Genomic DNA, 22,584 nt, shown 5'->3' with positions numbered 1-22,584 from the left:
ACGAAGGAATCACCATGACCGACACTTCCGTGCCGACCCAGGCCGTGGTCGAGGCTGAGGCCTCGGTCGCCGTCGCTGCCAAGCCGGCCACCCCGAAGTTCAAGGGCGACCGCCCGATCCAGACCGTCGGCCGCCGCAAGCAGGCCGTCGTCCGGGTGCGCCTGATCCCGGGCACCGGCAAGATCACCTGCAACGGCCGTGAGCTGGAGAAGTACCTCCCCAGCAAGGTCGCGCAGCAGTCGGTGCGGGAGCCGCTCGTGCTCGCCGAGAAGGGCGAGTCCCTCGACGTCGTCGCCAACCTGCGCGGCGGCGGCATCAGCGGTCAGGCCGGCGCCCTGCGCCTGGCGATCGCCCGCGCGCTGTGCGAGCTCGACCTCGACGACCGCCCGGCGCTGAAGAAGGCCGGCTTCCTCACCCGTGACGCCCGCGTCACCGAGAGCAAGAAGTACGGTCTCAAGAAGGCCCGTAAGGCTCCGCAGTACTCGAAGCGTTGATCGCTTTCAGCTGCTGAACGGCCGGGCACGCTCCTGCTTCCAGGCGGGATGGCGTGCCCGGCCGTTCGACTTTTCCCCGCAGCTCCGGCCTCGGCTCGCCACCCGCGCGCCGGGTCGTGTCGTACCCCCTCCTTTCGCACCCCACAGAAAGGGCCACCGGATGGCACGCCTCTTCGGCACCGACGGCGTACGCGGTCTGGCCAACGCGGACCTCAGCCCCGAACTCGCGCTCTCCCTCGCGGTCGCCGCGGCGCACACGCTGCCCGACCAGGAGGACCGGGTGCAGCCGCCGCTCGTGGTGGTCGGCCGCGACCCCCGGGCCAGCGGCGAGATGCTGGAGGCGGCCGTGGTCGCCGGCCTGGCCAGCGCCGGTGCCAACGTGGTCCGGGTGGGCGTGCTGCCGACCCCCGGCGTGGCGTTCCTGACCGCCGAGGTGCGCGCCGACTTCGGCGTGATGATCTCCGCCAGCCACAACCCGATGCCGGACAACGGCATCAAGTTCTTCGCCGCGGGCGGGCACAAGCTCACCGACGAGCAGGAGGACGCGATCGAGGCCGCGCTCGGCGCGACCTGGACGCGGCCCACCGGGGCCCAGGTCGGCCGGGTGCACGACCTGCTCGACGGCGCCGAGCACTACACCTCGCACCTGGTCGAGGCGACCGGGCAGCCGCTGGCCGGCATCAAGGTCGTGCTGGACTGCGCCCACGGCGCCGCCAGCGACGTCGCCCCCGAGGCGTTCCGGGAGGCCGGGGCCGAGGTCATCGCGATCAACGCGGAGCCCGACGGGCTGAACATCAACGACGAGTGCGGCGCGACACACCTCGCCCCGCTCAAGGCCGCCGTCGTCGCGCACGGCGCCCACCTGGGCATCGCCGTCGACGGCGACGCCGACCGGTGCCTGGCCGTGGACGCGAGCGGCGCGGAGGTCGACGGCGACCAGATCATGGCGATCCTCGCGCTGGCCATGCGCGACGCCGGGGCGCTCGCCGAGAACACCCTCGTCGCGACCGTGATGAGCAACCTCGGGCTGCGCATCGCCATGCGCGAGGCCGGCATCACCCTGGTCGAGACCAAGGTCGGCGACCGGTACGTGCTGGAGGAGCTGCGCGCCGGCGGGTTCAGCCTGGGCGGCGAGCAGAGCGGCCACGTGGTCTTCACCGAGCACGCCACCACCGGCGACGGGGTGCTCACCGGCCTGCGCCTGCTGGCCCGGGTCGCCGAGACCGGCAAGACCCTGGCCGAGCTGGCCGCCGTGGTGCAGCGCCTGCCGCAGGTGCTGATCAACGTAAGGGTCGCCGACAAGGGCGTGGCCCGCGCGCCGGAGATCCTCGCCGCGGTCGCCGCCGCCGAGGCCCAGCTGGCCGGCACCGGCCGGGTGCTGCTGCGCCCGTCCGGCACCGAGCCGCTGGTCCGGGTCATGGTGGAGGCGTCCACGGAGGACGTGGCGCAGAAGATCGCCGAGGGCATCGCCGCGGACGTCAGGGCCGCCAGCCCGGTCGGCTGATTCGCGGGGCGGTCGCGCCTCGCGCGCCGCTGGCAAGATCGCTGTCTCGTGTCAGAACCTGAGGTCTAAGCCCAGGTTGTGACACGAGGCAGCGATCTTCGCGTTCAACCACCTACGAAGACCGTCGTGCAGATGGCCGTCGCGCCGGTGGCGCTGCTGCGCTTCTGCTCCTTGCCGTCGATCGTGATGCTGCAGCCGTCCAGGTCCGCGCTGCCGCCGAGGGCGATCACGGAAGCCGCGAACGAGTCCGACGCGATGGTGAGATCCTTGCTCCAGGGCAGGGTGACCGTCTCGCTCTCCGTGCCGCCGGTGCCGAGGGAGTACGTGATGACCGTCTGGCCGGTGCCCTCCACGGTGTAGCGCACCGTGTGCGAGCCGCCGCCCTCACCGGTGACGACGCCCATGCTGGGCAGGCTGTCCTCGATCTCCTGGACCTTGTCCCCGGTCCAGTCGAGCACGAAGTAGCCGAAGGCGCCGCAGCCCACGCAGAGCACGAGCACGATGCCGAGGATGATCCCGACGATCAGGCCGGCCTTGCTCTTCTTCGGCGGCTGGATCGGGTTCATGTACGCAGGCGCGCCGTACTGCGGCGGCGACGGCTGATACGGGTCAGGCTGAGGAGGGGGGTAACTCATGCGCGGATGGTAGGGCAGCCGCGCCCGTCGATCACCAGCCCTGCCGCCAACCCGTCACTATTCGGGCACGCGCCGGCCCGTCCCCAGGTCCGTCCGCATTGCAATCAGAACGCATGCGTGAATACCCCCGTTCCGCTCATGCAATATGAGCGAAACTCCGCTAGGGTAACGGGCATGTGCGGGATCGTGGGATACGTGGGCGGCCAGTCGGCGCTCGGTGTGGTGTTGGAAGGGCTGCGTCGCCTGGAGTACCGGGGTTACGACTCCGCAGGCGTCGCCGTGCTCGCGAGCAGCCGGCTGCTGCTGGCGAAGAAGGCCGGCAAGCTGTCGAACCTGGAGAAGCTGCTGGCCGAGGCGTCCGAGGCCGAGCTGCGTACGGGCACCACGGGCATCGGGCACACCCGCTGGGCCACCCACGGCGGCCCCACCGACCGCAACGCCCACCCGCACCTGTCGGCCGACGGCCGCATCGCGGTGATCCACAACGGCATTATCGAGAACTTCGCGAAGCTGCGGGCCGAGTTGCAGGCATCCGGGGTCGAGTTCGCCAGCGACACCGACACCGAGTGCGTGGCGCACCTGCTGGCCGCCGAGCTGGCCGGGGTCGCGGGCAGCCCGCAGGCGCTCGCCGACGCGATGCGCCGCGTCTGCAACCGGCTGGAGGGCGCGTTCACCCTGCTCGCCGTCGACGCGCAGGCGCCCGGCGCGGTGGTCGGCGCGCGGCGCAACTCGCCGCTCGTGGTCGGCCGCGGTAACGGCGAGAACTTCCTCGCCAGCGACGTGAGCGCGTTCATCGAGCACACCCGCGAGGCCGTCGAGCTGGGCCAGGACCAGATCGTCCTGATCACCGCCGAAGCCATCGAGATCACCGACTTCGCCGGCAACCCGGCGCAGGGCCGCGACTACCACGTGGACTGGGACGCCCGCGCCGCCGAGAAGGACGGCCACGCCTGGTTCATGCTCAAGGAGATCGCCGAGCAGCCGCAGGCCGTCGCCGACACCCTGCGCGGGCGCATCGGCGAGCACGGCGAGATCATGCTCGACGAGGTCCGGCTGACCGACCAGGACCTGCGCGACGTCGACAAGGTCTTCATCGTCTCCTGCGGCACGTCGTACCATGCCGGCCTGGTCGCCAAGTACGCCATCGAGCACTGGACGCGGATCCCGTGCGAGGTCGAGCTGGCCAGCGAGTTCCGCTACCGCGACCCGGTGCTCGACCGGTCCACGCTGGTCGTGGTCATCTCGCAGTCCGGCGAGACCATGGACACGCTGATGGCGCTGCGCCACGCCAAGGAGCAGAAGGCCCGGGTGCTGGCCATCTGCAACACCAACGGGTCCACCATCCCGCGCGAGTCCGACGCGGTGCTCTACACCCACGGCGGCCCGGAGATCGCGGTCGCCTCCACCAAGGCGTTCCTCACCCAGCTCGCCGCCTGCTTCCTGGTCGGCCTGCACCTGGCCCAGGTCCGCGGCGTCAAGTACGCCGACGAGGTCGGTGCGGTGCTGGCACAGCTCCAGGAGATGCCCGCCAAGATCGAGAAGGTGCTGGCGGCCATGGACCCGGTCCGCGAGCTGGGCCGCCAGCTCGCCGAGACCAACGCCTCGACGGTGCTGTTCATCGGCCGCCACGTCGGCTACCCGGTGGCGCTGGAGGGTGCGCTCAAGCTCAAGGAGCTGGCCTACCTGCACGCCGAGGGCTTCGCCGCGGGCGAGCTCAAGCACGGCCCGATCGCGCTGATCGCCGGACCCGCCGGGGACGGGCGCGCGTTCGACCGGGGCACCCCGGTGGTCTGCATCGTCCCGTCGCCCGCCGGGCGCGGCGTGCTGCACGACAAGATCGTCAGCAACATCCAGGAGGTGCGCGCCCGCGGCGCCCACACCATCGTCATCGCCGAGGAGGGCGACGACGCCGTCGTCCCGTACGCCGACATGCTGGTGCGGGTGCCGCGGACGCCGACGCTGCTCGCGCCGTTCGTCACCACCGTGCCGCTGCAGGTGCTCGCCGCGGCGATCGCCGACGCCAGCGGGCACGACGTCGACCAGCCGCGCAACCTGGCCAAGTCCGTCACGGTGGAGTAGCCGGCCCGGCCCTGATTCCGGCTGGGCTTCACGCTCCGGGCAGGCTCGTCACGGCGGCGTGGCCGGCCCGGTCACGATCCCGGCCAGGGTCCGCAGCGCGGGCCCGGCCGGGTCGAAGTAGCTCGCGTGGGCGTCGACCGGGTCGGCGCCCGCCTTCGACGGGAACGCCCGCGCGCCGAACTCGGCCGCGGACGGGTCCGTCCCGTGCCACAGGTCGGCGTTACCGCCGAGCACCGCGTCGCTCGCCGAGCCCAGCGCGACCATCCCCGGGCCGCCTGCCAGCACACCCACCACCGCCTCACCCGGCGACGGCGCGAACCGGACGATGTCGTTGGGCGCGGTGGACGCCCAGACGTGCGCCGGATCGCGCAGCTCGGCGGCCCGGTCCACGCCCATCCCCGGGCTGCCCAGCGCCACGATCTCGTCCGCCACCACGGCCCCGTCCCGCTCGGCCACGCCGACGGCGAGGCTGCCGTACGAGTGCCCGATCAGCGTCAGCCGGGCCTGGCCGCCCTCGTGCGTCGCGGCCAGCCCGGCCTGGAACGACGTCAGCTCCGGCCGGGCCGCCACGGCCGCGTCGTCGCGCGCGGCGTCCAGCCCGTCGGGCGCGTCATAGCCCAGCCACATGATCGCGGCGGTGCCCTCACCCGGTGCCCGCGCCGTGGCCGCCTGCTGCAGCGTGGCGGCCCGATCGAGTTCACCCTCGAACGCGTCCAGCGACGAGCCCGCGCCCGGCACGTACGTGGCCACGTTGTCGCTGACGTCGGGATCGCCGAAGGACACCACCGCCCGGCCGTCCCCGCCCGCGCTGAACCGCAGCAGGTACGCCCGCGGCTCGACTGCCGCCAGCCGGTGGTAGAGGCCGCTGAGCGCGTCGAGCCTGGTCCGGGCGGCGGTGTCGCCGGGGCTCGCGGCCACGGCCTCGCGCAGGCGGTCCAGCTCGCGGTCGAGCAGGTCCCGGTTGGCGCGGTCGCGGGCGGTCACCGGCACGCCGTCCAGCCCGGCGATCTGCTCCGGCCGGTGCGCCACCAGCCAGCGGCGCTCGGCGTCGCTCAGCCCCGCCCACCACTGCGCCAACTGCAGCAGGCCCACGCCGCTCGGCACGGCCACCGGGCTGCCCGCCCAGCCCGTGCGAGCCGCCGTGGCCAGTGCGTGCAGGGCTTTCGCGGTCTCCTGGTCGCTACGGTCCGCCGCCGCCAGCACCGCGTCGATCTCCGCGGCCACCCGGACGGCCAGCGCCACGTCCGCCTGCCCCGGCGCCCCGGCCGCGCTCTGCCCGCTGCCCGAACCATGCCCGCCGCGTCGGCTGCCCGAGCCCAGCCTGCCGTGTCCGCTGCCCGAGCCGCGATCGTCGCCGTAGCCGTGCGGCGGTGCCACGACGCTGACGTCGCCGACCGCGGAGACGCGCACGGCGCTGCCGCGGGTCGCGTCGACCGCGGCTGCGAGCCGCTCCCGGAGCACGGCGATTCGCGCCGCGTGCCGGGACAGCAGCTGGTCCGCCTCCAGCAGCGCGCCCGGCGTCACCAGCAACCGTGCGGCCAGCGCCGCACCGGCCTCCCGGGCCGCGTCGGCGGCCGTGCCCCCGCTCCAGGCGCGATCCACCCGGGCGAGGTGGCCGGCGAGGTCGTCCGCGTGTTCGTCGGCGCGGCGGCTCAGCCCGCGCCAGGCCGCCGCGCCGGCGTGCCACCGGGCCGGGTCGGCGTCGCGCAGCTGCGCGTACGTGATGGTCATCGGCGGGCCGCCGCGGTGATCTTCCGGGCGAGGTCGGAGTCGCGGTCGGCGTAGCTGAGCCCGGCCACCCGCAGGCGGTCGCCGAAGCCGGCGATGTCCGCCGCGACGGCGGCCAGCTGCGCGGTCACCGCGTGCGCCAGCGCGGCCTGGGCGTCGCCCACCGCCCACCCCGGCGGGCAGTCGCGCAGCCTGGTCGCGGCCGGGGCCTCCCGGGCGAGCGCGCCGGACAGGCCGTCCAGCGAGGCGGCCAGCCTGACCAGTTCATCTGGTTCCACGAGCACCGGCTTGAGCGGCACGGACCCGTCGGCGAAGGTCGGTTTCATGGCAGGGATGCTTCCGGCCGGGTGGGGACCCGCACAGCCCCTGTGGATAACCGCGACTACCGTTACCCACAGGTTTTCCACAGGCCTTGCCGACGGACACCGCGCCCTGTTAGCCGGTCCACCCGGCCCGTCACTCGGCCCACCGCGCAGGCCCGCCGTGTCACCCGGCCGCCTGCCGCGCCCGGAGCCGCCATCCGTCGCGAAGATCGCCGTCTCGTGTCACAACCTGGGCTCCAACCACAGGTTCTGACACGAACCAGCGATCTTCGCCCCCGGGCCCGGGCCCGGGGGCGCGGCCCGGCGGTGCGGTGGTGCCGGTGGCGGTCAGGTGGTGTGGACGAGGTGGCCGGCGACCCAGGTGAGGGCGGCGCGGGTGGCGCCGATCTCGGTCGGCGGGCCCGCGAACGGGTCGCGATCCAGGACGGTCAGGTCGGCCCGCAGTCCGGGCGCGATCCGGCCGCTGTCGTCGAAGTGGTTCACGTACGCCGACCCCGCCGTGTACGCCTCCAGCGCCGTCCCCAGGTCGAGCGCCTGCTCAGGCCCGAGCGGCGGCTCGTCGCAGCGGTGCGCGACCCGGTTCACCGCCACGTGGATCGCGCGCATCGGGTCGGGATCGGACACCGGCCAGTCGCTGCCCGCCGCCAGCCGCCCGCCCTCGGCGCGCACCGCGCCGAACGGGTACTGCCAGCCCGCCCGCTCGGCCCCGAGGAACGGGATGGTCATCTCGTCCATCGCCGGTTCGTGCACCGCCCACAGCGCCTGCATGGTCACGGTGAGCCCGAGCCGCCCGAAACGCGGCACGTCGGAAGGGTGCACCACCTGCACGTGAGCCACATGATGCCGCCGCGCCGACCGCGCGACCGGCTCGACCGCGTCCAGCACCTCCCGCACGGCCCGGTCGCCGATCGCGTGGAAGTGCACCTGGAACCCGTCGGCGTCGAGCAGCGACACGATCTCCCGCAGCTCGGCGGGGTCGACCCGGGAGATGCCGCGGCGGTCGGTGGCGCAGCCGCAGCCGTCCAGGTACGGGTCGATCATCGCGGCGGTGAAGTTCTCGGCCACCCCGTCCTGCATGATCTTGACGGTCTCCGCCCGGAAGTTCGCGCCCCCCGAGGCGCGCGCCATGGCCCGGCGTTCCCGCAGCTCGGCGAGCTGCTCCAGGCCGCGCGACGGCTCCCACCACAGCGCCCCGCGCACCCGCGCGGTGAGCAGCCCGTCCGCGTCGGCGGACCGGTACGCGTCGAAGGCGTCCGGCCAGCCGCCGTAGTCGCCGAGGATCGCGTCCTGCCAGGCGGTCACCCCCAGCGCGTGCAGGCGGGACTGGGCCAGCAGCAGCGCGCGCCGGATCTCGGCCGCGTCCGGTCGCGGGGCCACCGAGCTGACCAGCTCCATCGCGCTCTCGTGCAGCACGCCGGTGGGCTCGCCGTCGGCGTCGCGCTCGATCCGCCCGCCCTCCGGGTCGGGGGTGTGCCGGTCGATCCCGGCCAGCGCCAGCGCGCGCGAGTTGCACCAGGCGCTGTGCGCGTCCTGCACCGCGAGGTACACGGGCCGGTCGGCGATCACGCCGTCCAGCGCCGCCCGGTGCGGCTGGCCGCCGCCGAACGCGTCGTACGACCACCCGGCGCCCATCACCCACGGCCGGTTGCCGTGCGCGGCGGCGTACGCGGCCAGCTCCCGCAGGTAGCCGGCCTCGTCGTGCGGCTCGGTCAGGTCGCAGCGGAGCAGGTTCAGCCCGGCGAACACGGGGTGCGCGTGCGCGTCCTGGAACCCCGGCAGCAGCGGCCGCCCCGCCAGGTCCACCACCTCGGTCCGGGCCGTGACCAGCGAAGACACCTCGTCGTCCGAGCCGACGGCGACGATCACGCCCTGGTCGACCGCGCACGCCGTGGCGCCGCGCACGCCGTACACATTCCCGGAGCGAAGTACCAGATCCACACCTGAGACCTTAAGGTCAACACGTGATTGTCTCGGTGGGCAACGACGTCGTCCTGGTCGAGCGGTTCGCACAGGCGCTGCAGCGCACCCCGCAGCTCAAGGAGCGCCTGTTCACCGAGGCCGAGCGCACTACCAGCTCGGGCCACGAGCGCTCGCCCGAGTCGCTGGCCGCGCGGTTCGCCGCCAAGGAGGCGGTGGCCAAGGCGCTGGGCGCGCCCGCGGGCATGCACTGGCACGACTGCGAGATCGTGGTGGACCCGGACGGGCGGCCCTGGCTGACCGTGTCCGGCACCGTCGCGGCGGTCGCCGCCGAGCGTGGCGTGGAGCGCTGGCACCTGTCCCTGTCCCACGACGGGGGCATCGCCTCCGCCGTCGTCATCGCCGAGGCAGGGCTGTGAGCCGCCCGGCACGGGAGGTCCGCCCATGAGGCCGGTGTATCGCGTCGCGCAGGTGCGGGCGGCCGAGTCCGCGCTGATGGCGACGCTGCCGCCGGGCACGCTCATGCAGCGCGCCGCCGCCGGGCTGGCCCGCCGCTGCGCGGTGACCCTGCGGGACCAGGGCGGGGTGTACGCCTCGCGGGTCGTGCTCCTGGTCGGCCCCGGCGACAACGGCGGCGACGCCCTGTACGCCGGAGCCAAGCTGGCGCGGCAGGGAGTCCAGGTCGGCGCGCTGCTCAGCGACCCGAAGCGGGCCCATGCCGAGGGCCTGGCGGCGCTGCGCGCCGCGGGCGGCCGGGTGCTGCCCGACTGGCCGCGCCGGATCGACCTGGTCGTCGACGGCCTGCTCGGCATCGGCGCGACCGGCGCCCTGCGCGGCACCGCGCTGACCCTGGCCGAGCAGCTCGCCGCCCTCGACCCGCGCCCCACCGTGATCGCGGTCGACGTCGCCTCCGGCGTGGGGGTGGACACCGGTGACGTGCCCGGCACCGCCGTACGCGCCGACGTGACCGTCACCTTCGGCTGCCTCAAACCGGCCCACGTGGTCGGCCCCGCCGCGGTGCTGGCCGGGCAGGTCGAACTGGTCGACATCGGCATCATGCCGCACCTGCCCGCCGACCCGGCGCTGCGCGTCGCCGACACCGCCGACCTCGCCGCCTGGTGGCCGCAGCCCGGCCCGATCTCCGACAAGTACACCCGCGGCGTCGTCGGCGTCGCCACCGGCTCCGCCGAGTACCCGGGCGCCGCGCTGCTGTCCCTGTCCGGCGCGCTCGCCGGGCCGGCCGGCCTGGTCCGCTACGCCGGGTCGGCACACGAGCTGGTGGTGCCCGCGCACCCCAGCGTCATCGCCGCGCCGCGCGTGGCCGACGCGGGCCGGGTGCAGGCGTGGGTATGCGGCAGCGGCCTCGGCACCGACGAGCGGGCCGCGGGCGAGCTGCGCTCGGTGCTCGCCGCGCCGGTGCCCGTGCTGCTCGACGCCGACGCCATCACCTTGCTCGTGGACGGCTCCATGTCCGGTGAGCTGCGCCGCCGCGACGCGCCGACCGTGCTCACCCCGCACGACCGGGAGTACGCCCGGCTCGCCGGTGAGCACCCCGGCGCCGACCGCGTCGCCGCCGCGCAGAAGCTCGCCGCCTGGACCCGCTCGGTGGTGCTGCTCAAGGGGGACCGGACCGTCGTCGCGGGCCCGTCGGGCGAGGCGTGGGTCAACCCGACCGGCACCCCCGCCCTGGCCACCGGCGGCACCGGCGACGTGCTCTCCGGCCTGCTCGGCTCCCTGCTCGCCGGCGGCCTGCCGCCGATCCGCGCCGCCGTCGCCGCCGCCTACGCCCACGGCCTCGCCGGCCGCCTCGCCGCCACTACCGGCCCCGTCACCGCGGTGGACGTAGCCGCCGCCCTCCGCCCCACCATCGCCTCCCTCACCCACGCCCCCATCGGCGTCGCCCCCGTCCGCCCCCGCTGACCGCCCCGCGCGCCCCGTGACGCCCGCCTCCCCGACGCCCGCCCCGCGACGCCCGCAGTTTCGGGGAAACTGCAGGCTCACCCGCTCAGATTCGTGCAGTTTCCCGGAAACTGCCCTCCCGGCGCGGGTTATCCACAGGGACGGGAGCGGGAAAGTGGCGGGTGGGGCAGGGTGGCGGGGTGTCTCGGACTTCTCGGCAGAGCCCGCGGTTGGTCGGCAAGGTGTTCTCGGCGCGGGAGGCGGTCGGGCTCGGGCTCGTGAGCGCCAACGAGCTGCGCGGCTCCGCGTGGCAGCGGATCTTCCGCGGGGTGTACGCCGACGCCCGGATGAGCGTTTCCCACCTGGCCCGCGGTGAGGCGGCCGTGCGCTGGCTCATCCCCGCACAGGCGGCCATCGCGGGCAAATCCGCGGTGGCGTTCCACGGCGGCCTGGCCCCGGCGGACGCGGAACCGGTCGAGGTGCTCGTTCCGCCGAGGCACCGATTCGGCCCGGTGGCCGGGCTGCGCGTGCACACGGCGGACGTCACCACGGCGGAGTTCGTCTCGCGGGGCCGGGCACGGGTCACGTCACCACTGCGCACGTGCTGGGATCTGGCGCAGTGGTATGAGCCGGCCGAGGCCGTCGCCCACGTCGACTCGTTGCTGGGCCGCAGTGCGGTCGATCTCAGTGAGCTGCGCAGGCACGCGCACAACAAGCTGGACCAGCGCGGTGGCGGCCGGTTCGGCAAGGCTGTCGAGCTGGCTGACGGCGGTGCGCAGTCGGCACCCGAGTCGCGCACCCGGGGTCGGGCTGGTGCTGGCCGGGCTGCCGAGACCGGTCACCCAGCACGTGGTCGAGGATCGCGGCCGGTTCGTCGCCCGCGTCGATCTGGCCTGGCCCGAATACCGGGTCGCCGTCGAGTACGACGGCGTCTGGCACGCCCAGGCCGACCAGTTCCATCGCGACCGTCAGCGCCTCAACCGCCTGGTCGGCCAGGACTGGATCGTGCTGCACCTGACCGCCCAGCGCCTCCGCGACGACCTTCCCGCCTTCACCGCCGAAGTCCGCACCGCCCTGCGCACCCGCGGCTGGCGTCCCACGCGTCGCGCCCGCGGAGCACGAGGTTCGTGCAGTTTCGGGGAAACTGCACGAACCTCGTGAGCTGAAGCCGCAGTTTCCCCGAAACTGCTCGCCGGAAGCCCGAGGGCGCGAGGGCGGCAGCGGGGTGGGTCAGGCGGGGGTGAGGGTGGTGAGGCGGGTGGGCCAGGTGCCGTGGTGGCCGACGAGGGTGACCTCGCGGGTGTCGTCGTCGCGGCGGTCGATGCGGACCTCCAGGTAGGAGTCCGCGAGCTGCTCGACCATGCCCTCACCCCACTCGACGAGGGTGACCGAGTCGTCGACCGAGGCGTCGAGGTCGAGGTCGTCGACCTGGGCGCGCGGGTCGGTGACGCTGCCCAGCCGGTACGCGTCCACGTGCACCATCGGCACCGTGCCGCCCGCTGCCCGGTCGGGCCGGTGCACGCGCGCGATGACGAACGTCGGCGAGGTGACGTCGCCGAGCACCCGCAGGCCGCGCCCGACGCCCTGGGCCAGGGCGGTCTTGCCCGCGCCGAGCGGGCCGCTGAGCACGACCAGGTCGCCGGGCTGCAGCACGGCGGCCAGGCGGGCGCCGAAGGCGCGGGTGTCGTCCACGGTGGTCAGGATCATCGGAGCTCCAGCTCGTCCAGGAAGGTGATCAGTGCCTGGTTGACCTCGTCGGCGTGCTCCAGCATGGTCACGTGCCCGCTGTCGGGGATGAGCACCATCTTGGCGTGCGGCAGCAGCCGGCAGATCTCCTCGGAGTGCGCCACCGGGGTGATCAGGTCGCAGTCGCCGCAGATGACCAGCACGGGCACCTGGTTGAGGGCGCGCAGCGCGGGGTAGCGGGCGTGGCTGTTGATGGTGCGGATGTAGCGGGCGACGGTCTCGGTGCTGGTCCGCGAGTTCATCTGCTCCACGTACGACACCAGCGCCGGGCTGGGCTTGTCGCCGCCGAAGCCGTACCGCCTGGTCAGCAGCCAGGCGAGGTCGGTGCTGGCCTGCCGGGCCGCGTCGATCATCGGGCCGGTGAACCGGGCCGCGCCGGTGAGCAGGCCGAGCAGCGGGCCGCTGGCCCGGTTGAGGATGTTGGGCAGGTTGCCGTAGCTGATGCCGTCGAGCTGGCCGCCGCTGGTGGCCATGAGCACGGCGCCCGCCACCCGGTCGGCGAACAGGTCGGGGTGCTGCTCGGCGCAGGCCATGATGGCCATGCCGCCCATCGAGTGGCCGACCAGCACGATCGGCCCGACCGGGGCGGTGGCCTTGATGACGTCGTAGAGCGCGTCGCCGAGCGCGGGCAGCTCGTACTCGCCTTCGTGCAGCGCGGTGGACAGGCCGTGGCCGGGCTGGTCGTAGAAGACCATGCGGTGCTCGCCGAGCGCGTCCAGGGCCTTGCGTTGGAAGTGGAAGGTGCCCTGGTCGAGGCAGAAGCCGTGGACGAAGATGATGGTCGGCTCGGGCGGTCCGGGGCGCAGCGGCTCGACCGCGATCCCGTCGACCGGCTCGACGATCTCGACGTGCAGCTCGACGCCGTCGTCGGTGGTGACGGTGAGCGTCTCGTCGTAGGGCAGGCGGCCGAAGGGCTCGTCGGCGTACGGGTCGCCCTCCGGCTTCTCCCGGGTGCGCCGGACGACCAGCCGCTCGACGGCGACGCCCGCGGCGACGCCGGCCGCGGCGACACCGATCACGGCACCGATCAGCCCGGCCCGCCGCCTGCCGCCCGCCGCCTTCTCCACGGCCTTGCTCTCGGTGGTCGTGTCGCTCATGCCCGCTCCTCGCCGCGCTCGTCGCGTGCCTGAGCGGAGACATGCCAGCCGGTTCGCTCGCAAGGCTCGCTCATGCGTCATCACCGCGGTACACGCGCGGGACCCGGGAGCTGCCGAAGCGGGTCACGATCTCGTAGTTGATGGTGCCGACGGCCTCGGCCCAGTCGTCGGCGGTGGGCTCGCCGCGGTCGCCCGGCCCGAAGAGGATCACCTCGTCGCCCTCGGCGACCGGCGCGTCCCCGGCGTCGACCACGAACTGGTCCATGCACACCCGGCCGGCGACGGTGTAGCGGGCGCCGTTGAGCAGCACCGGGCCGCTGTTGGAGGCGTGCCGGGGCACCCCGTCGGCGTAACCGAGCGGCACCAGCGCCACGGTCGACTCGCGCTCGGTGACGTAGGTGTGCCCGTACGAGATGCCCTGCCCGGCGGGCAGGCGCTTGGCCAGCAGCACCCGGGCGCGGGCGGTCATCGCGGGGCGCAGCGAGGCGCGGATCGCCGGGTCTTCGACGGGGGACAGGCCGTACACCGCGATGCCGGGCCGGACCAGGTCGAAGTGGGTGTCGGGGCGGGTGAGCGTGGCGGCCGAGTTCGCGATGTGGCGCAGCTGCGGCTCGACGCCGAGGCGCAACGCGACGCCGAGCGCATCGGTGAAACCGGCGAGCTGCAGGTCGATGGTCTCGTGGCCGGGGGCGTCGGCGTACACGAAGTGGCTCCACACGCCGACGATCTCGGCGTACCCGTCGGCCTGGGCCTTGGCGGCGGCCTCGACGAGCTGCGGCCACTCCTGCGCGGTGGCGCCGCCCCGGGACAGCCCGGTGTCGATCTTGAGGTGCAGCCGCGCGGCGCGACCGGCCTCGCGCGCCCCGGCGAGCACGGCCGCGAGCTGGGACAGGCTGGCCACGCTGAGATCGACGTCACGCTCGATCGCGCGGCCCACGGGCTGGCCGGGCAGCCACAGCCAGGACAGCACGGGGGCGGTCAGGCCGGCGTCGCGCAGGCCGAAGGCCTCCTCCAGGGTGCACACGCCGAGCCAGGTCGCGCCGCCGGACAGCGCGGCGCGGGCGGCGGGGACCATGCCGTGCCCGTACCCGTCGCCCTTGACCACGGCCATCACCTGCGCGGTGGTGTGCGACCGCAGCGTGGCCACGTTCGCGCGGATCGCGTCGAGGTCGACCACGACCTGGGATTGAGCGTCGCCTTGCCACATGTGTCCCAGCCTACCCAGCAGTACGCCGCACACCGCCCAGGGCCGCGCGCCGTCCCACAACGGGCGGCCGGAAGTCGATCAGGAGGCTGTGTCCGCGACACGCCGCCGAGCCTTGCCATAGGTTCATGATCAACCGGGTGGGGTGGGGTGGGCAGTAGGGTGGGTGGCGTGTTGGTGCTGGTTCTGGATACGGCTACGCCGGCGGTGACGGCGGCGCTGGCGGAGGTCGGTCCGTCGGGGTATGCGCTGCTCGCGCAGCGGGCGGCGGTGGACGGCAGGGCGCACGGGGAGCTGCTCGCGCCGCAGATCGACGCGGTGCTGGGCGAGGCCGGGGTCAAGCCCCGGGACCTGGCCGCGGTCGTCGCGGGAGTGGGTCCCGGGCCGTTCACGGGCCTGCGGGTGGGGCTGATGACCGCGGCGTCGCTGACGATGGTGCTGGGCATCCCGGCGTACGGCGTCTGCACGCTGGACGCGCTGGGCCTGCGCACCACGGGACGGGCCCTGGTCGCCACGGACGCCCGCCGCCGCGAGGTCTACTGGGCGGTGTACGCCGACGGCAGCCCGCTGACCGGCCCGGCCGTGGACAAGCCCGCCGACGTGGCGCCCCGGCTCGCGGAGTTCGGCGTGACCACGGCCGTGGGCGAGGGCGCGCAGAAGTACGCCGACCAGCTCGGCCTGCCCGTCGGCGACGCGCGTTTCCCCGACCCGGGCGCGCTGGTCGAGATCGCCGCGCAGCGGGTCCGCGAAGGTGCGCCGAGCGAGCCGCTCACGCCGCTCTACCTGCGGCGCCCGGACGCGGTCGAGCCGTCGGCCCGCAAGCCCGCGCTGTCGGCGAGCGAGCGATGAAGATCGACCGGTTGCGGTGGTGGCAGATCGACGAGCTGCTGCCGGTCGAGGCGGACCTGTTCGGCGCCGAGCAGTGGACCGCGGCCATGTTCTGGAACGAGCTGGCCAACGGGCACCACTACCTGGTCGCCACGGACGACGACGGCACCGTGCTCGGCTACGCCGGGCTGGCCGTCGGGCAGGGCGAAGGCTGGATCAACAACATCGCGGTACGCCGGGACGCGCAGCGGCGCGGCATCGGCCGGGCGCTGCTGGAGGGGCTGCTCGCCGAGGCCGGGCGGCACGGGGTGAAGCAGATCCTGCTGGAGGTCGCGGCGGACAACGCCGCCGCGCAGCGGCTCTACGCCGCGTACGGCTTCGAGGCGATCGGCGTACGCAAGGGCTACTACCAGCCCAGCAACACCGACGCCCTGGTGATGAGACGGGAAGAACCGTGACCTTGAAGGATGAGCCGCTCGTCCTCGGCATCGAGAGCAGCTGCGACGAGACCGGCGTGGGCATCGTGCGGGGGCACACCCTGCTGGCCGACGCGCTCGCCTCCAGCGTGGACGAGCACGCCCGCTTCGGCGGCGTGGTGCCCGAGGTGGCCAGCCGCGCGCACCTGCAGGCGCTGGTGCCGACGCTGCACCGGGCCCTGGACGAGGCCGGGGTGACCCTGGCCGACATCGACGCCATCGCGGTGACCGCCGGGCCGGGCCTGGCCGGGGCGCTGCTGGTCGGCGTCGCCGGGGCCAAGGGCCTGGCGCTGGCCGCCGAGAAGCCGATCTACGGGGTGAACCACCTGGCCGCGCACGTCGCGGTGGACACCCTGGAGCACGGGCCGCTGCCCGAGCCCGCGATCGCGCTGCTGGTCTCCGGCGGGCACTCGTCGCTGCTGCGGGTCGACGACCTGGCCCGCGGGGTGACCCCGCTCGGCGCGACCATCGACGACGCGGCCGGCGAGGCGTTCGACAAGGTGGCCCGGCTGCTGGGCATGCCGTTCCCGGGCGGCCCGCCGATCGACAAGGCGGCCCGCAACGGCGACCCGCTCGCGATCACCTTCCCGCGGGGCCTGACGGCGCCGAAGGACCTGGTCGAGCACCGGTTCGACTTCTCCTTCTCGGGTCTGAAGACGGCCGTGGCCCGCTGGGTGGAGGCGCGCGAGCGCAGCGGCGAGCCGGTGCCGGTCGACGACGTGGCGGCGAGCTTCCAGGACGCGGTCTGCGACGTGCTGACCATGAAGGCGATCGACGCCTGCCGGACGCAGGGCATCGACACCCTGGTCATCGGCGGCGGCGTGGCGGCGAACTCGCGGCTGAAGGCGATGGCCGCCGAGCGCGCCGCGAAGTACGGCATCACGGTGCGGGTGCCGCGGCCGAAGCTGTGCACGGACAACGGCGCCATGGTCGCCGCGCTCGGGGCGCATCTGGTGGCCGCCGGCAACGCTCCGTCCAAGCTGGACTTCCCGGCCGACTCCGCGATGCCGCTGACGCTGGTGGCCGCTGTCGGGGAGTCCCTTGGCCAGCCGCATGAGAGCGGACTGGCCGGGACGAGCCGATAGCGGAGGTGTAGCTTTGCCCGGTGCTGAGGGCGACGACGTGATCGTGCGGATGTGGGAGGTGCGCGCATACCCGCGCACCTTCACGGACCTGCTGAACTGGGTATGCGACGAGGCGGTGCCGCGGATCGAGGTCGAGCCGCTGCACATCGCCAGCGAGGTGTTCTCCTCCACCGACCAGCGCATCGTGGTCATCTCCCGCTGGCGCAGCGACCCGCGCCCGCTGCCCGACCCGCCCGACAACCTCACCGCCCGCTCGCCCCACGTCTGGGACTTCACCCCCGTCGACCGGTGATCGACGCGGAACGGTCCGCCCGTGACGCCGATCCCGGCCGTACAGCGGTGCCCTCGCGTCCCATACTCCGGTAGCCTCTGCGCGTGCTGGACATGCGGCGGGCGCGGCGGCGGGGTGCGATCCTCTTCGACCTCTACGAGACGCTGCTCCCGGACCGGCCGCAGGAGCAGCGCGACGAGGTGAGCCGGCGGATGGCGGCGGCGCTGGGCGTGCCGCCCGAGCCGTTCGCGGCGCTGTTCCGCGGCACGACGTCGGCCCGGATGCGGGGTGAGTTCGGCACCCTCGCCGAGACGATCCGCACCCTGGCGTACCGGCTGGGCGGCGAGCCGACGGAGCAGGCGGTGCGGTTCGCGGAGGTGACCCGGCTGCGGTTCTGCCGCGAGCTGCTGTGGCCGCCCGCGGGCACGCTCGCGGTGCTGGACCGGCTGCGCGCGCTGGGCCACCCGCTGGGGCTGGTCAGCAACTGCTCGACGGAGACGGTGACGCTCTGGCGCGGGCAGCCGCTGGCGTCCCGGTTCGACGTGGCCGCGTTCTCCTGCCTGCTGGGCGCGGTCAAGCCGGATCCGGTGATCTTCCTGAAGGTCTGCGGTGACCTGGGGGTGGCGCCGGAGGACTGCGTCTTCGTCGGCGACGGCTGGGGCGGCGAGCTGAACGCGGCCGCGGCGCTGGGCATGCGCGTGATCCGGACCGTGGAGTACGCCGACGGCGATCCGGGTTGGACCGGCGAGACGGTACGCCGTCTGGGTGACCTGCCCGGCCTGCTGGCTGCGTGAACAGGCGAAAAACGACTGGCGTTCCCGGCGCCGCTTTAGTAAGTTCAGCGCCGCTATGCGATCCTTACCTGTCGCCGATCCCGGCACGCCCGACACCAGGTCAGCCGCCAGATACCTGTGGTGGCTGGCCTCGCATCAGTCCCGGACCATCGGGTTCGGCATGTTCTTCGGCATCACCTGGATGCTCACCGCGGCGCTGATGCCGATGGTGATCGGCAAGGCCATCGACGCCGGCATCACCACCCGCGACACCACCGCCCTGGCCCAGTGGGCCGGGGCGTTCCTGTTGCTGGGGCTGGTGCAGGCGGGCAGCGGCATCATGCGCCACCGCAACGCCGTCTTCAACTGGATGTCGGCGAACTTCCGCACCGTGCAGGCCGTGGTGCGGCACGCCAACCGGCTGGGCGCGACGCTGCCGAAGCGGCTGGCCACGGGCGAGGTGGTCGCCATCGGCGCGGCCGACACCTCGCACATCGGCAACGCCCTCGACATCAGCGCGCGCGGGTCGGCCGCCGTGGTCAGCCTGATCACCGTCACCGTCATCCTGCTCACCGCGTCGGTGAAGCTCGGCCTGGTGGTGCTGCTCGGCGTGCCGGTGCAGATGGCGGTGGTCAGCCTGCTCATCAAGCCGCTGCACCGCCGCCAGCAGGCGTACCGCGACCAGCAGGGCACCCTCACCGGGCGGGCCGTCGACATCGTGGCCGGGCTGCGGGTGCTGCGCGGCATCGGCGGCGAGCAGGTCTTCGCCGACCGGTATCGGGAGCAGTCGCAGGAGCTGCGCGCGGCGGGCATCCGGGCGGCGCGCATCGACTCGCTGCTGGAGGCGATCCAGGTGCTGATGCCGGGCCTGTTCCTGGCGCTGGTCACCTGGCTCGGCGCGCGGCTGGCGGTGACCGGCGAGATCCAGCCCGGCGAGCTGGCCAGCTTCTACGGATACGCCGCGTTCCTGATCATGCCGTTGCGCACGCTCGCCGAGCTGCTGGAGAAGCTGACCCGCGGGCACGTGTCGGCGGGCCGGGTGCTGCAGGTGCTGCGGCTGGAGCCGGAGATCACCGGCCCGGCGGCGCCCCGGGAGCTGCCCGCGCACGGCGTGCTGGCCGACGCGAAGTCCGGCCTGACGCTGCGCCCCGGCGTGCTGACCGTGCTCGCCGCGGACCGGCCCGAGGACGCCATCGAGATCGCCGACCGGCTCGGCCGCTACGCCGAGGGCGAGGTGACCCTGGGCGGCGTGCCGCTGGCCGAGGCCACCCGCGACGAGGTGCGCGCCCGCATCCTGGTCGCCGACAACAACGCCCGGCTGTTCAGCGGCCCGCTGCGCGAGGAGCTGGACCCGGCCGGGCACGGCGACGAGGCGCGGCTCACGGCGGCGCTGCACGCCGCGTCCGCCGAGGAGATCGTGGACGCGCTGCCCGGCGGGCTGGACGCGTTCGTCGCCGAGCGGGGGCGGGAGTTCTCCGGCGGCCAGCAGCAGCGGCTGCGGCTGGCCCGCGCCCTGGTCGCGGACCCGCCGATCCTGATCCTGGTCGAGCCGACCAGCGCCGTGGACGCGCACACCGAGGCCCGGATCGCCGGCCGGCTCGGCGAGGCGCGGCAGGGCCGGACCACCCTGGTCGCGGCCACCAGCCCGCTGCTGCTCGACCGCGCCGACCACGTGGTGTACGTGGAGGACGGCAAGGTCGCCGCCGAGGGCACCCACCGCGAGCTGCTGGCCGCCGAGCCCGGCTACCGGGCCGTGGTCACGAGGAGCGTCGAATGAGGGTGCAGTTGCCCGTCGCCGACGCGCCCGCGGTACGCCGCTACGCCCGGCGGCTGACCAGGCGGCACACCGGCCCGCTGTTCCGGGTGGTCGCGCTGCACGGCCTGGCCGCGCTCGCGGGCCTGGTCACCCCGTTCCTGCTGGGGCGGCTGATCGGCGCGATCGAGCACGGCACCACCGTGTCGGCGGTCGACGGCATCGCCGTCGCGCTGGTGGTCTTCGTGCTGGTGCAGGCAGTGCTCACCCGGTTCGCCGCGTTCTCCTCGGCGAACCTGGGCGAGCGGGTGCTGGCCGAGCTGCGCGAGGAGTTCGTGGACCGGGTGCTGGCCATTCCGCTGTCCACGGTGGAACGGGCGGGCACGGGGGACCTGGTCACGCGTACCAGCCGGGATGTCGCGCAGCTGTCCCACAGCGTGCGCCGCGGCGTGCCGGAGAGCCTGATCGCCGCGGTCACCCTGATCCTGACCGCGGGCGCGCTGATCTGGCTGTCCCCGCTGCTGGCCCTGCCCTGCCTGGTCGGCGCGCCGATCATCATCGGCGGCGCGCGGTGGTACCTGCGCCGCGCCCCCAAGGCGTACCTGCGCGAGAACGCCGCCTCCTCCGAGGTCATCGACGGGCTCACCGAGACCTTCGACGGCGCGCGCACCACCGAGGCGCTGCGCACCGGCGCCCGCCGCATCGCCCGCACCGACCACGACCTGCACGAGCAGTACCTGGCCGAGCGGGGCACGCTCGGGCTGCGCACCGTGTTCTGGCCGGTGGTCGAGGTCGGCTTCGTGCTGCCGGTGGTGGCCACGCTGTTCCTCGGCGGCTGGTTCTACATCCAGGGCTGGGCCGAGCTGGCGCAGGTCGTCACGGCGGTGTTCTACGTGCAGCAGCTCGTCGAGCCGATCGACCGGCTGCTCGGCTGGGCCGACGAGCTGCAGGTCGGCGCGACGTCGCTGGCCCGGCTGCTGGGCGTGGCCGAGGTCGGCGACGACCGCACGCCCGGCGACGCGCGGCCGGACTCCGAGCGGCTCACCGCGAGCGACGTGCGGTACGCGTACACCCAGGGCCGCGACGTGCTGCACGGCGTCGACCTGACCATCGCCCCCGGCGAGCGGCTGGCCATGGTCGGCCCGTCCGGCGCGGGCAAGTCGACGCTGGGGCGGCTGCTCGCGGGCATCGACGGGCCGCGCACCGGCACCGTCGCGGTCGGCGGCGCGCCCCTGGTCGAGCTGCCGCTGGAGGAGCTGCGCGGCCACGTCGCGCTGGTCACCCAGGAGCACCACGTCTTCCTGGGCACGCTGCGGGACAACCTGGCCCTGGCCAAGCCGTCCGCCGACGACGCCGAGATCCGCCGGGCGCTGGCCGCCGTCGACGCCCTGGACTGGGTCGACGACCTGCCCGCGGGCCTGGCCACCGAGGTAGGCAGCGGGAAGCACGAGGTCTCGCCCGCCCAGGCGCAGCAGCTCGCGCTGGCCCGGCTGGTGCTGGCCGACCCGCACACACTGGTGCTCGACGAGGCCACCTCGCTGATCGACCCGCGCGCCGCCCGCCACCTGGAACGCTCCCTGGCCGCCGTGCTGGACGGGCGCACCGTCGTCGCGATCGCGCACCGCCTCTTCTCGGCCCACGACGCCGATCGCGTCGCCGTCGTCGAGGACGGCCGCATCATCGAACTCGGCCCCCACGACGACCTCGTCGCCGCCGACGGCTCCTACGCCGCGCTCTGGCGCTCCTGGCAGAGCTGACCGGTGACGGCGGCGGGGCCGCCGAGGCGGGCCACCAGGGCGGGGGAGAGGTACAGGGATTCGAGCGTGCGGGCGCGGCGGCCGTGCAGGGTGGCCTGCGTGGACGTGCCCGCGTCCACGTGCAGGTGGAGCAGGCCGAGGTCGCCGGGCAGCGGCTCGCCGTACGCACGGTCGCCGGTGCGCTCGCGGGACAGGCCGTCGTAGGACAGCACGAACGACGTGCCCGCCGCGACCGCCTCGCGCAGCCGCGCCACGAACGCCTCGCGCGGCAGCCCGGCCATGTAACGGTGGTCGCGGGCCCGGCTCACGCCCTGGTAGGGCGGGTCCAGGTAGACGACGTCGGCGGGGTCGGCCTGGACCAGAACGTCGGCGTAGTCGGCGGCGTAGGCGCGGCACCCGGCCAGCACCCGCGCGGTCTCGGTGAGCCGCACGCGCATGACCTCCGGGCGCGCGCCCAGGCGGCGCTTGTCCGGGCCCTGGTTGAAGCCGCCCTCGCGGTTGTAGCGCACCGCGGCCTTCACACAGCGGGCCAGCAGGTAGAGCAGGCAGTGCGGCTCGCCGGTGGTGTTGAACCGGTCGCGCACCGCGTCGTAGTACGCCCGCGGGTCGGCCTGCTGCGCGTGCCAGAGCTGCGCGTAGTCGTCGGCGAGCGCGCCCGGCTCGGTCAGCACCCGCTGCCACAGCCGCATCAGCGGCACGTTGAGGTCGCTGATCTCGGCGGTGCGCCCGATGCGCAGATGGCGGGCGGCGATCGTCACCGCCGCCGACCCGGCGAACGGCTCCAGCAGCCGGTCGGTGTCGGCGGGCAGCAGCGGCACGATCGCGTGCGCGAGTCGGCGCTTGCTGCCCTGATACGGCAGCGCGTGCGGCACGTCGGCGAGCCCGGCCAGCCGCGACGGCGTCAGCACGGGAACGTGCGATTCCGGCTGGCGGGGCAGGGAAGCGGCGTGCCGGGACGATTCGGTCACCCTCACAACCATCCATTGTGCTGGATGGCCGGGGGCATGCCCGGTAT

21 protein-coding genes are annotated in these 22,584 nt (G+C 74.2%); 13 read left to right on the top strand and 8 right to left on the bottom strand.

What is annotated here, in order from left to right:
* Nucleotides 1-14: 14 nt before the first annotated feature.
* Both rpsI and glmM read left to right on the top strand, forming a co-directional pair.
* Nucleotides 15-494 carry a 30S ribosomal protein S9 gene (gene rpsI / locus Cba03nite_RS03335; protein WP_203741629.1) on the top strand — a complete coding sequence of 160 codons (480 nt, stop codon included), beginning with the start codon at nt 15-17 and terminating at the stop codon, nt 492-494.
* Nucleotides 495-654: 160 nt separating this feature from the next.
* Nucleotides 655-1,998: a phosphoglucosamine mutase gene (glmM, locus tag Cba03nite_RS03330; protein ID WP_203741627.1), complete on the top strand. Its 1,344-nt coding sequence runs from the start codon at nt 655-657 to the stop codon at nt 1,996-1,998.
* Nucleotides 1,999-2,102: 104 nt separating this feature from the next.
* On the opposite strand, the gene Cba03nite_RS03325 is transcribed toward glmM, so the two are convergent.
* Nucleotides 2,103-2,633, bottom strand: a complete 531-nt coding sequence (locus tag Cba03nite_RS03325) for an MmpS family transport accessory protein (protein WP_203741625.1) — start codon at nt 2,631-2,633, stop codon at nt 2,103-2,105.
* A 174-nt stretch (nt 2,634-2,807) separates the two neighbouring features.
* On the opposite strand from Cba03nite_RS03325, the gene glmS reads away from it, so the two are divergent.
* Complete coding sequence (gene glmS, locus Cba03nite_RS03320) at nt 2,808-4,712, top strand: glutamine--fructose-6-phosphate transaminase (isomerizing) (protein ID WP_203741623.1); 1,905 nt, start codon at nt 2,808-2,810, stop codon at nt 4,710-4,712.
* A gap of 48 nt (nt 4,713-4,760) precedes the next feature.
* On the opposite strand, the gene Cba03nite_RS03315 is transcribed toward glmS, so the two are convergent.
* The 3 genes from Cba03nite_RS03315 to Cba03nite_RS03305 form a co-directional block, all read right to left on the bottom strand.
* Nucleotides 4,761-6,443 carry an alpha/beta hydrolase gene (locus Cba03nite_RS03315; RefSeq protein WP_203741621.1) on the bottom strand — a complete coding sequence of 561 codons (1,683 nt, stop codon included), beginning with the start codon at nt 6,441-6,443 and terminating at the stop codon, nt 4,761-4,763.
* Nucleotides 6,440-6,766, bottom strand: coding sequence for a type VII secretion target (locus Cba03nite_RS03310; RefSeq protein WP_203741619.1), 327 nt, complete (start codon nt 6,764-6,766; stop codon nt 6,440-6,442). Before Cba03nite_RS03310 ends, Cba03nite_RS03315 begins: the two co-directional genes overlap by 4 nt.
* 324 nt (nt 6,767-7,090) lie before the next feature.
* Nucleotides 7,091-8,701 carry an amidohydrolase gene (locus Cba03nite_RS03305; RefSeq protein WP_203741617.1) on the bottom strand — a complete coding sequence of 537 codons (1,611 nt, stop codon included), beginning with the start codon at nt 8,699-8,701 and terminating at the stop codon, nt 7,091-7,093.
* Nucleotides 8,702-8,724: 23 nt separating this feature from the next.
* On the opposite strand from Cba03nite_RS03305, the gene Cba03nite_RS03300 reads away from it, so the two are divergent.
* The 3 genes from Cba03nite_RS03300 (at nt 8,725) to Cba03nite_RS03290 (ending at nt 11,740) form a co-directional block, all read left to right on the top strand.
* Nucleotides 8,725-9,099, top strand: a complete 375-nt coding sequence (locus Cba03nite_RS03300; protein WP_203741615.1) for a holo-ACP synthase — start codon at nt 8,725-8,727, stop codon at nt 9,097-9,099.
* A 25-nt stretch (nt 9,100-9,124) separates the two neighbouring features.
* Nucleotides 9,125-10,600, top strand: a complete 1,476-nt coding sequence (locus tag Cba03nite_RS03295; RefSeq protein ID WP_203741613.1) for an NAD(P)H-hydrate dehydratase — start codon at nt 9,125-9,127, stop codon at nt 10,598-10,600.
* Between the two features lie 750 nt (nt 10,601-11,350).
* Nucleotides 11,351-11,740, top strand: a complete 390-nt coding sequence (locus tag Cba03nite_RS03290) for an endonuclease domain-containing protein (protein WP_203741611.1) — start codon at nt 11,351-11,353, stop codon at nt 11,738-11,740.
* Between the two features lie 69 nt (nt 11,741-11,809).
* On the opposite strand, the gene tsaE is transcribed toward Cba03nite_RS03290, so the two are convergent.
* The 3 genes from tsaE to alr all read right to left on the bottom strand — a co-directional run bounded on the left by tsaE (nt 11,810) and on the right by alr (nt 14,629).
* Complete coding sequence (tsaE, locus tag Cba03nite_RS03285) at nt 11,810-12,286, bottom strand: tRNA (adenosine(37)-N6)-threonylcarbamoyltransferase complex ATPase subunit type 1 TsaE (RefSeq protein WP_203741609.1); 477 nt, start codon at nt 12,284-12,286, stop codon at nt 11,810-11,812.
* Entirely contained in the window at nt 12,283-13,422 is a 1,140-nt protein-coding gene (locus tag Cba03nite_RS03280; RefSeq protein WP_203741603.1) for an alpha/beta fold hydrolase, read from the bottom strand. Before Cba03nite_RS03280 ends, tsaE begins: the two co-directional genes overlap by 4 nt.
* 70 nt (nt 13,423-13,492) lie before the next feature.
* The gene (gene alr, locus Cba03nite_RS03275; RefSeq protein ID WP_203741602.1) at nt 13,493-14,629 is read right to left on the bottom strand and encodes an alanine racemase; all 1,137 of its coding nucleotides are present in this window, start codon (nt 14,627-14,629) and stop codon (nt 13,493-13,495) included.
* Nucleotides 14,630-14,797: 168 nt separating this feature from the next.
* Here alr and tsaB point away from each other — a divergent pair, with 168 nt between their 5' ends.
* The 7 genes from tsaB to Cba03nite_RS03240 all read left to right on the top strand — a co-directional run bounded on the left by tsaB (nt 14,798) and on the right by Cba03nite_RS03240 (nt 21,569).
* Nucleotides 14,798-15,475 carry a tRNA (adenosine(37)-N6)-threonylcarbamoyltransferase complex dimerization subunit type 1 TsaB gene (tsaB, locus tag Cba03nite_RS03270; protein WP_203741601.1) on the top strand — a complete coding sequence of 226 codons (678 nt, stop codon included), beginning with the start codon at nt 14,798-14,800 and terminating at the stop codon, nt 15,473-15,475.
* Entirely contained in the window at nt 15,472-15,912 is a 441-nt protein-coding gene (rimI, locus tag Cba03nite_RS03265; protein WP_203741600.1) for a ribosomal protein S18-alanine N-acetyltransferase, read from the top strand. Before tsaB ends, rimI begins: the two co-directional genes overlap by 4 nt.
* Nucleotides 15,913-15,914: 2 nt before the next feature.
* A complete protein-coding gene (gene tsaD, locus Cba03nite_RS03260) occupies nt 15,915-17,015 on the top strand; it encodes a tRNA (adenosine(37)-N6)-threonylcarbamoyltransferase complex transferase subunit TsaD (protein WP_203742098.1) in 1,101 nt (366 codons plus the stop codon).
* Between the two features lie 37 nt (nt 17,016-17,052).
* Nucleotides 17,053-17,307: a hypothetical protein gene (locus Cba03nite_RS03255; protein ID WP_203742084.1), complete on the top strand. Its 255-nt coding sequence runs from the start codon at nt 17,053-17,055 to the stop codon at nt 17,305-17,307.
* A gap of 92 nt (nt 17,308-17,399) precedes the next feature.
* On the top strand, nt 17,400-18,080 hold the full coding sequence (locus Cba03nite_RS03250; RefSeq protein ID WP_239125454.1) for an HAD family hydrolase: 681 nt from the start codon (nt 17,400-17,402) through the stop codon (nt 18,078-18,080).
* 55 nt (nt 18,081-18,135) lie between these two features.
* Nucleotides 18,136-19,836, top strand: a complete 1,701-nt coding sequence (locus Cba03nite_RS03245) for an ABC transporter ATP-binding protein (protein WP_203741597.1) — start codon at nt 18,136-18,138, stop codon at nt 19,834-19,836.
* A complete protein-coding gene (locus tag Cba03nite_RS03240; protein ID WP_203741594.1) occupies nt 19,833-21,569 on the top strand; it encodes an ABC transporter ATP-binding protein in 1,737 nt (578 codons plus the stop codon). The genes Cba03nite_RS03245 and Cba03nite_RS03240 overlap by 4 nt, the downstream gene beginning before the upstream one ends.
* Here the strand turns inward: Cba03nite_RS03240 and Cba03nite_RS03235 are convergent.
* On the bottom strand, nt 21,536-22,537 hold the full coding sequence (locus Cba03nite_RS03235) for a DNA adenine methylase (RefSeq protein WP_203741592.1): 1,002 nt from the start codon (nt 22,535-22,537) through the stop codon (nt 21,536-21,538). The genes Cba03nite_RS03240 and Cba03nite_RS03235 overlap by 34 nt on opposite strands.
* Between the last annotated feature and the right edge of the window lie 47 nt (nt 22,538-22,584).

This window comes from Catellatospora bangladeshensis (genome assembly GCF_016862575.1).
Classification (GTDB): Bacteria; Actinomycetota; Actinomycetes; order Mycobacteriales; family Micromonosporaceae; genus Catellatospora; species Catellatospora bangladeshensis.
Note: the sequence above shows the minus strand (reverse complement) of the source record. Positions and strands in the feature narration are given on the sequence as shown.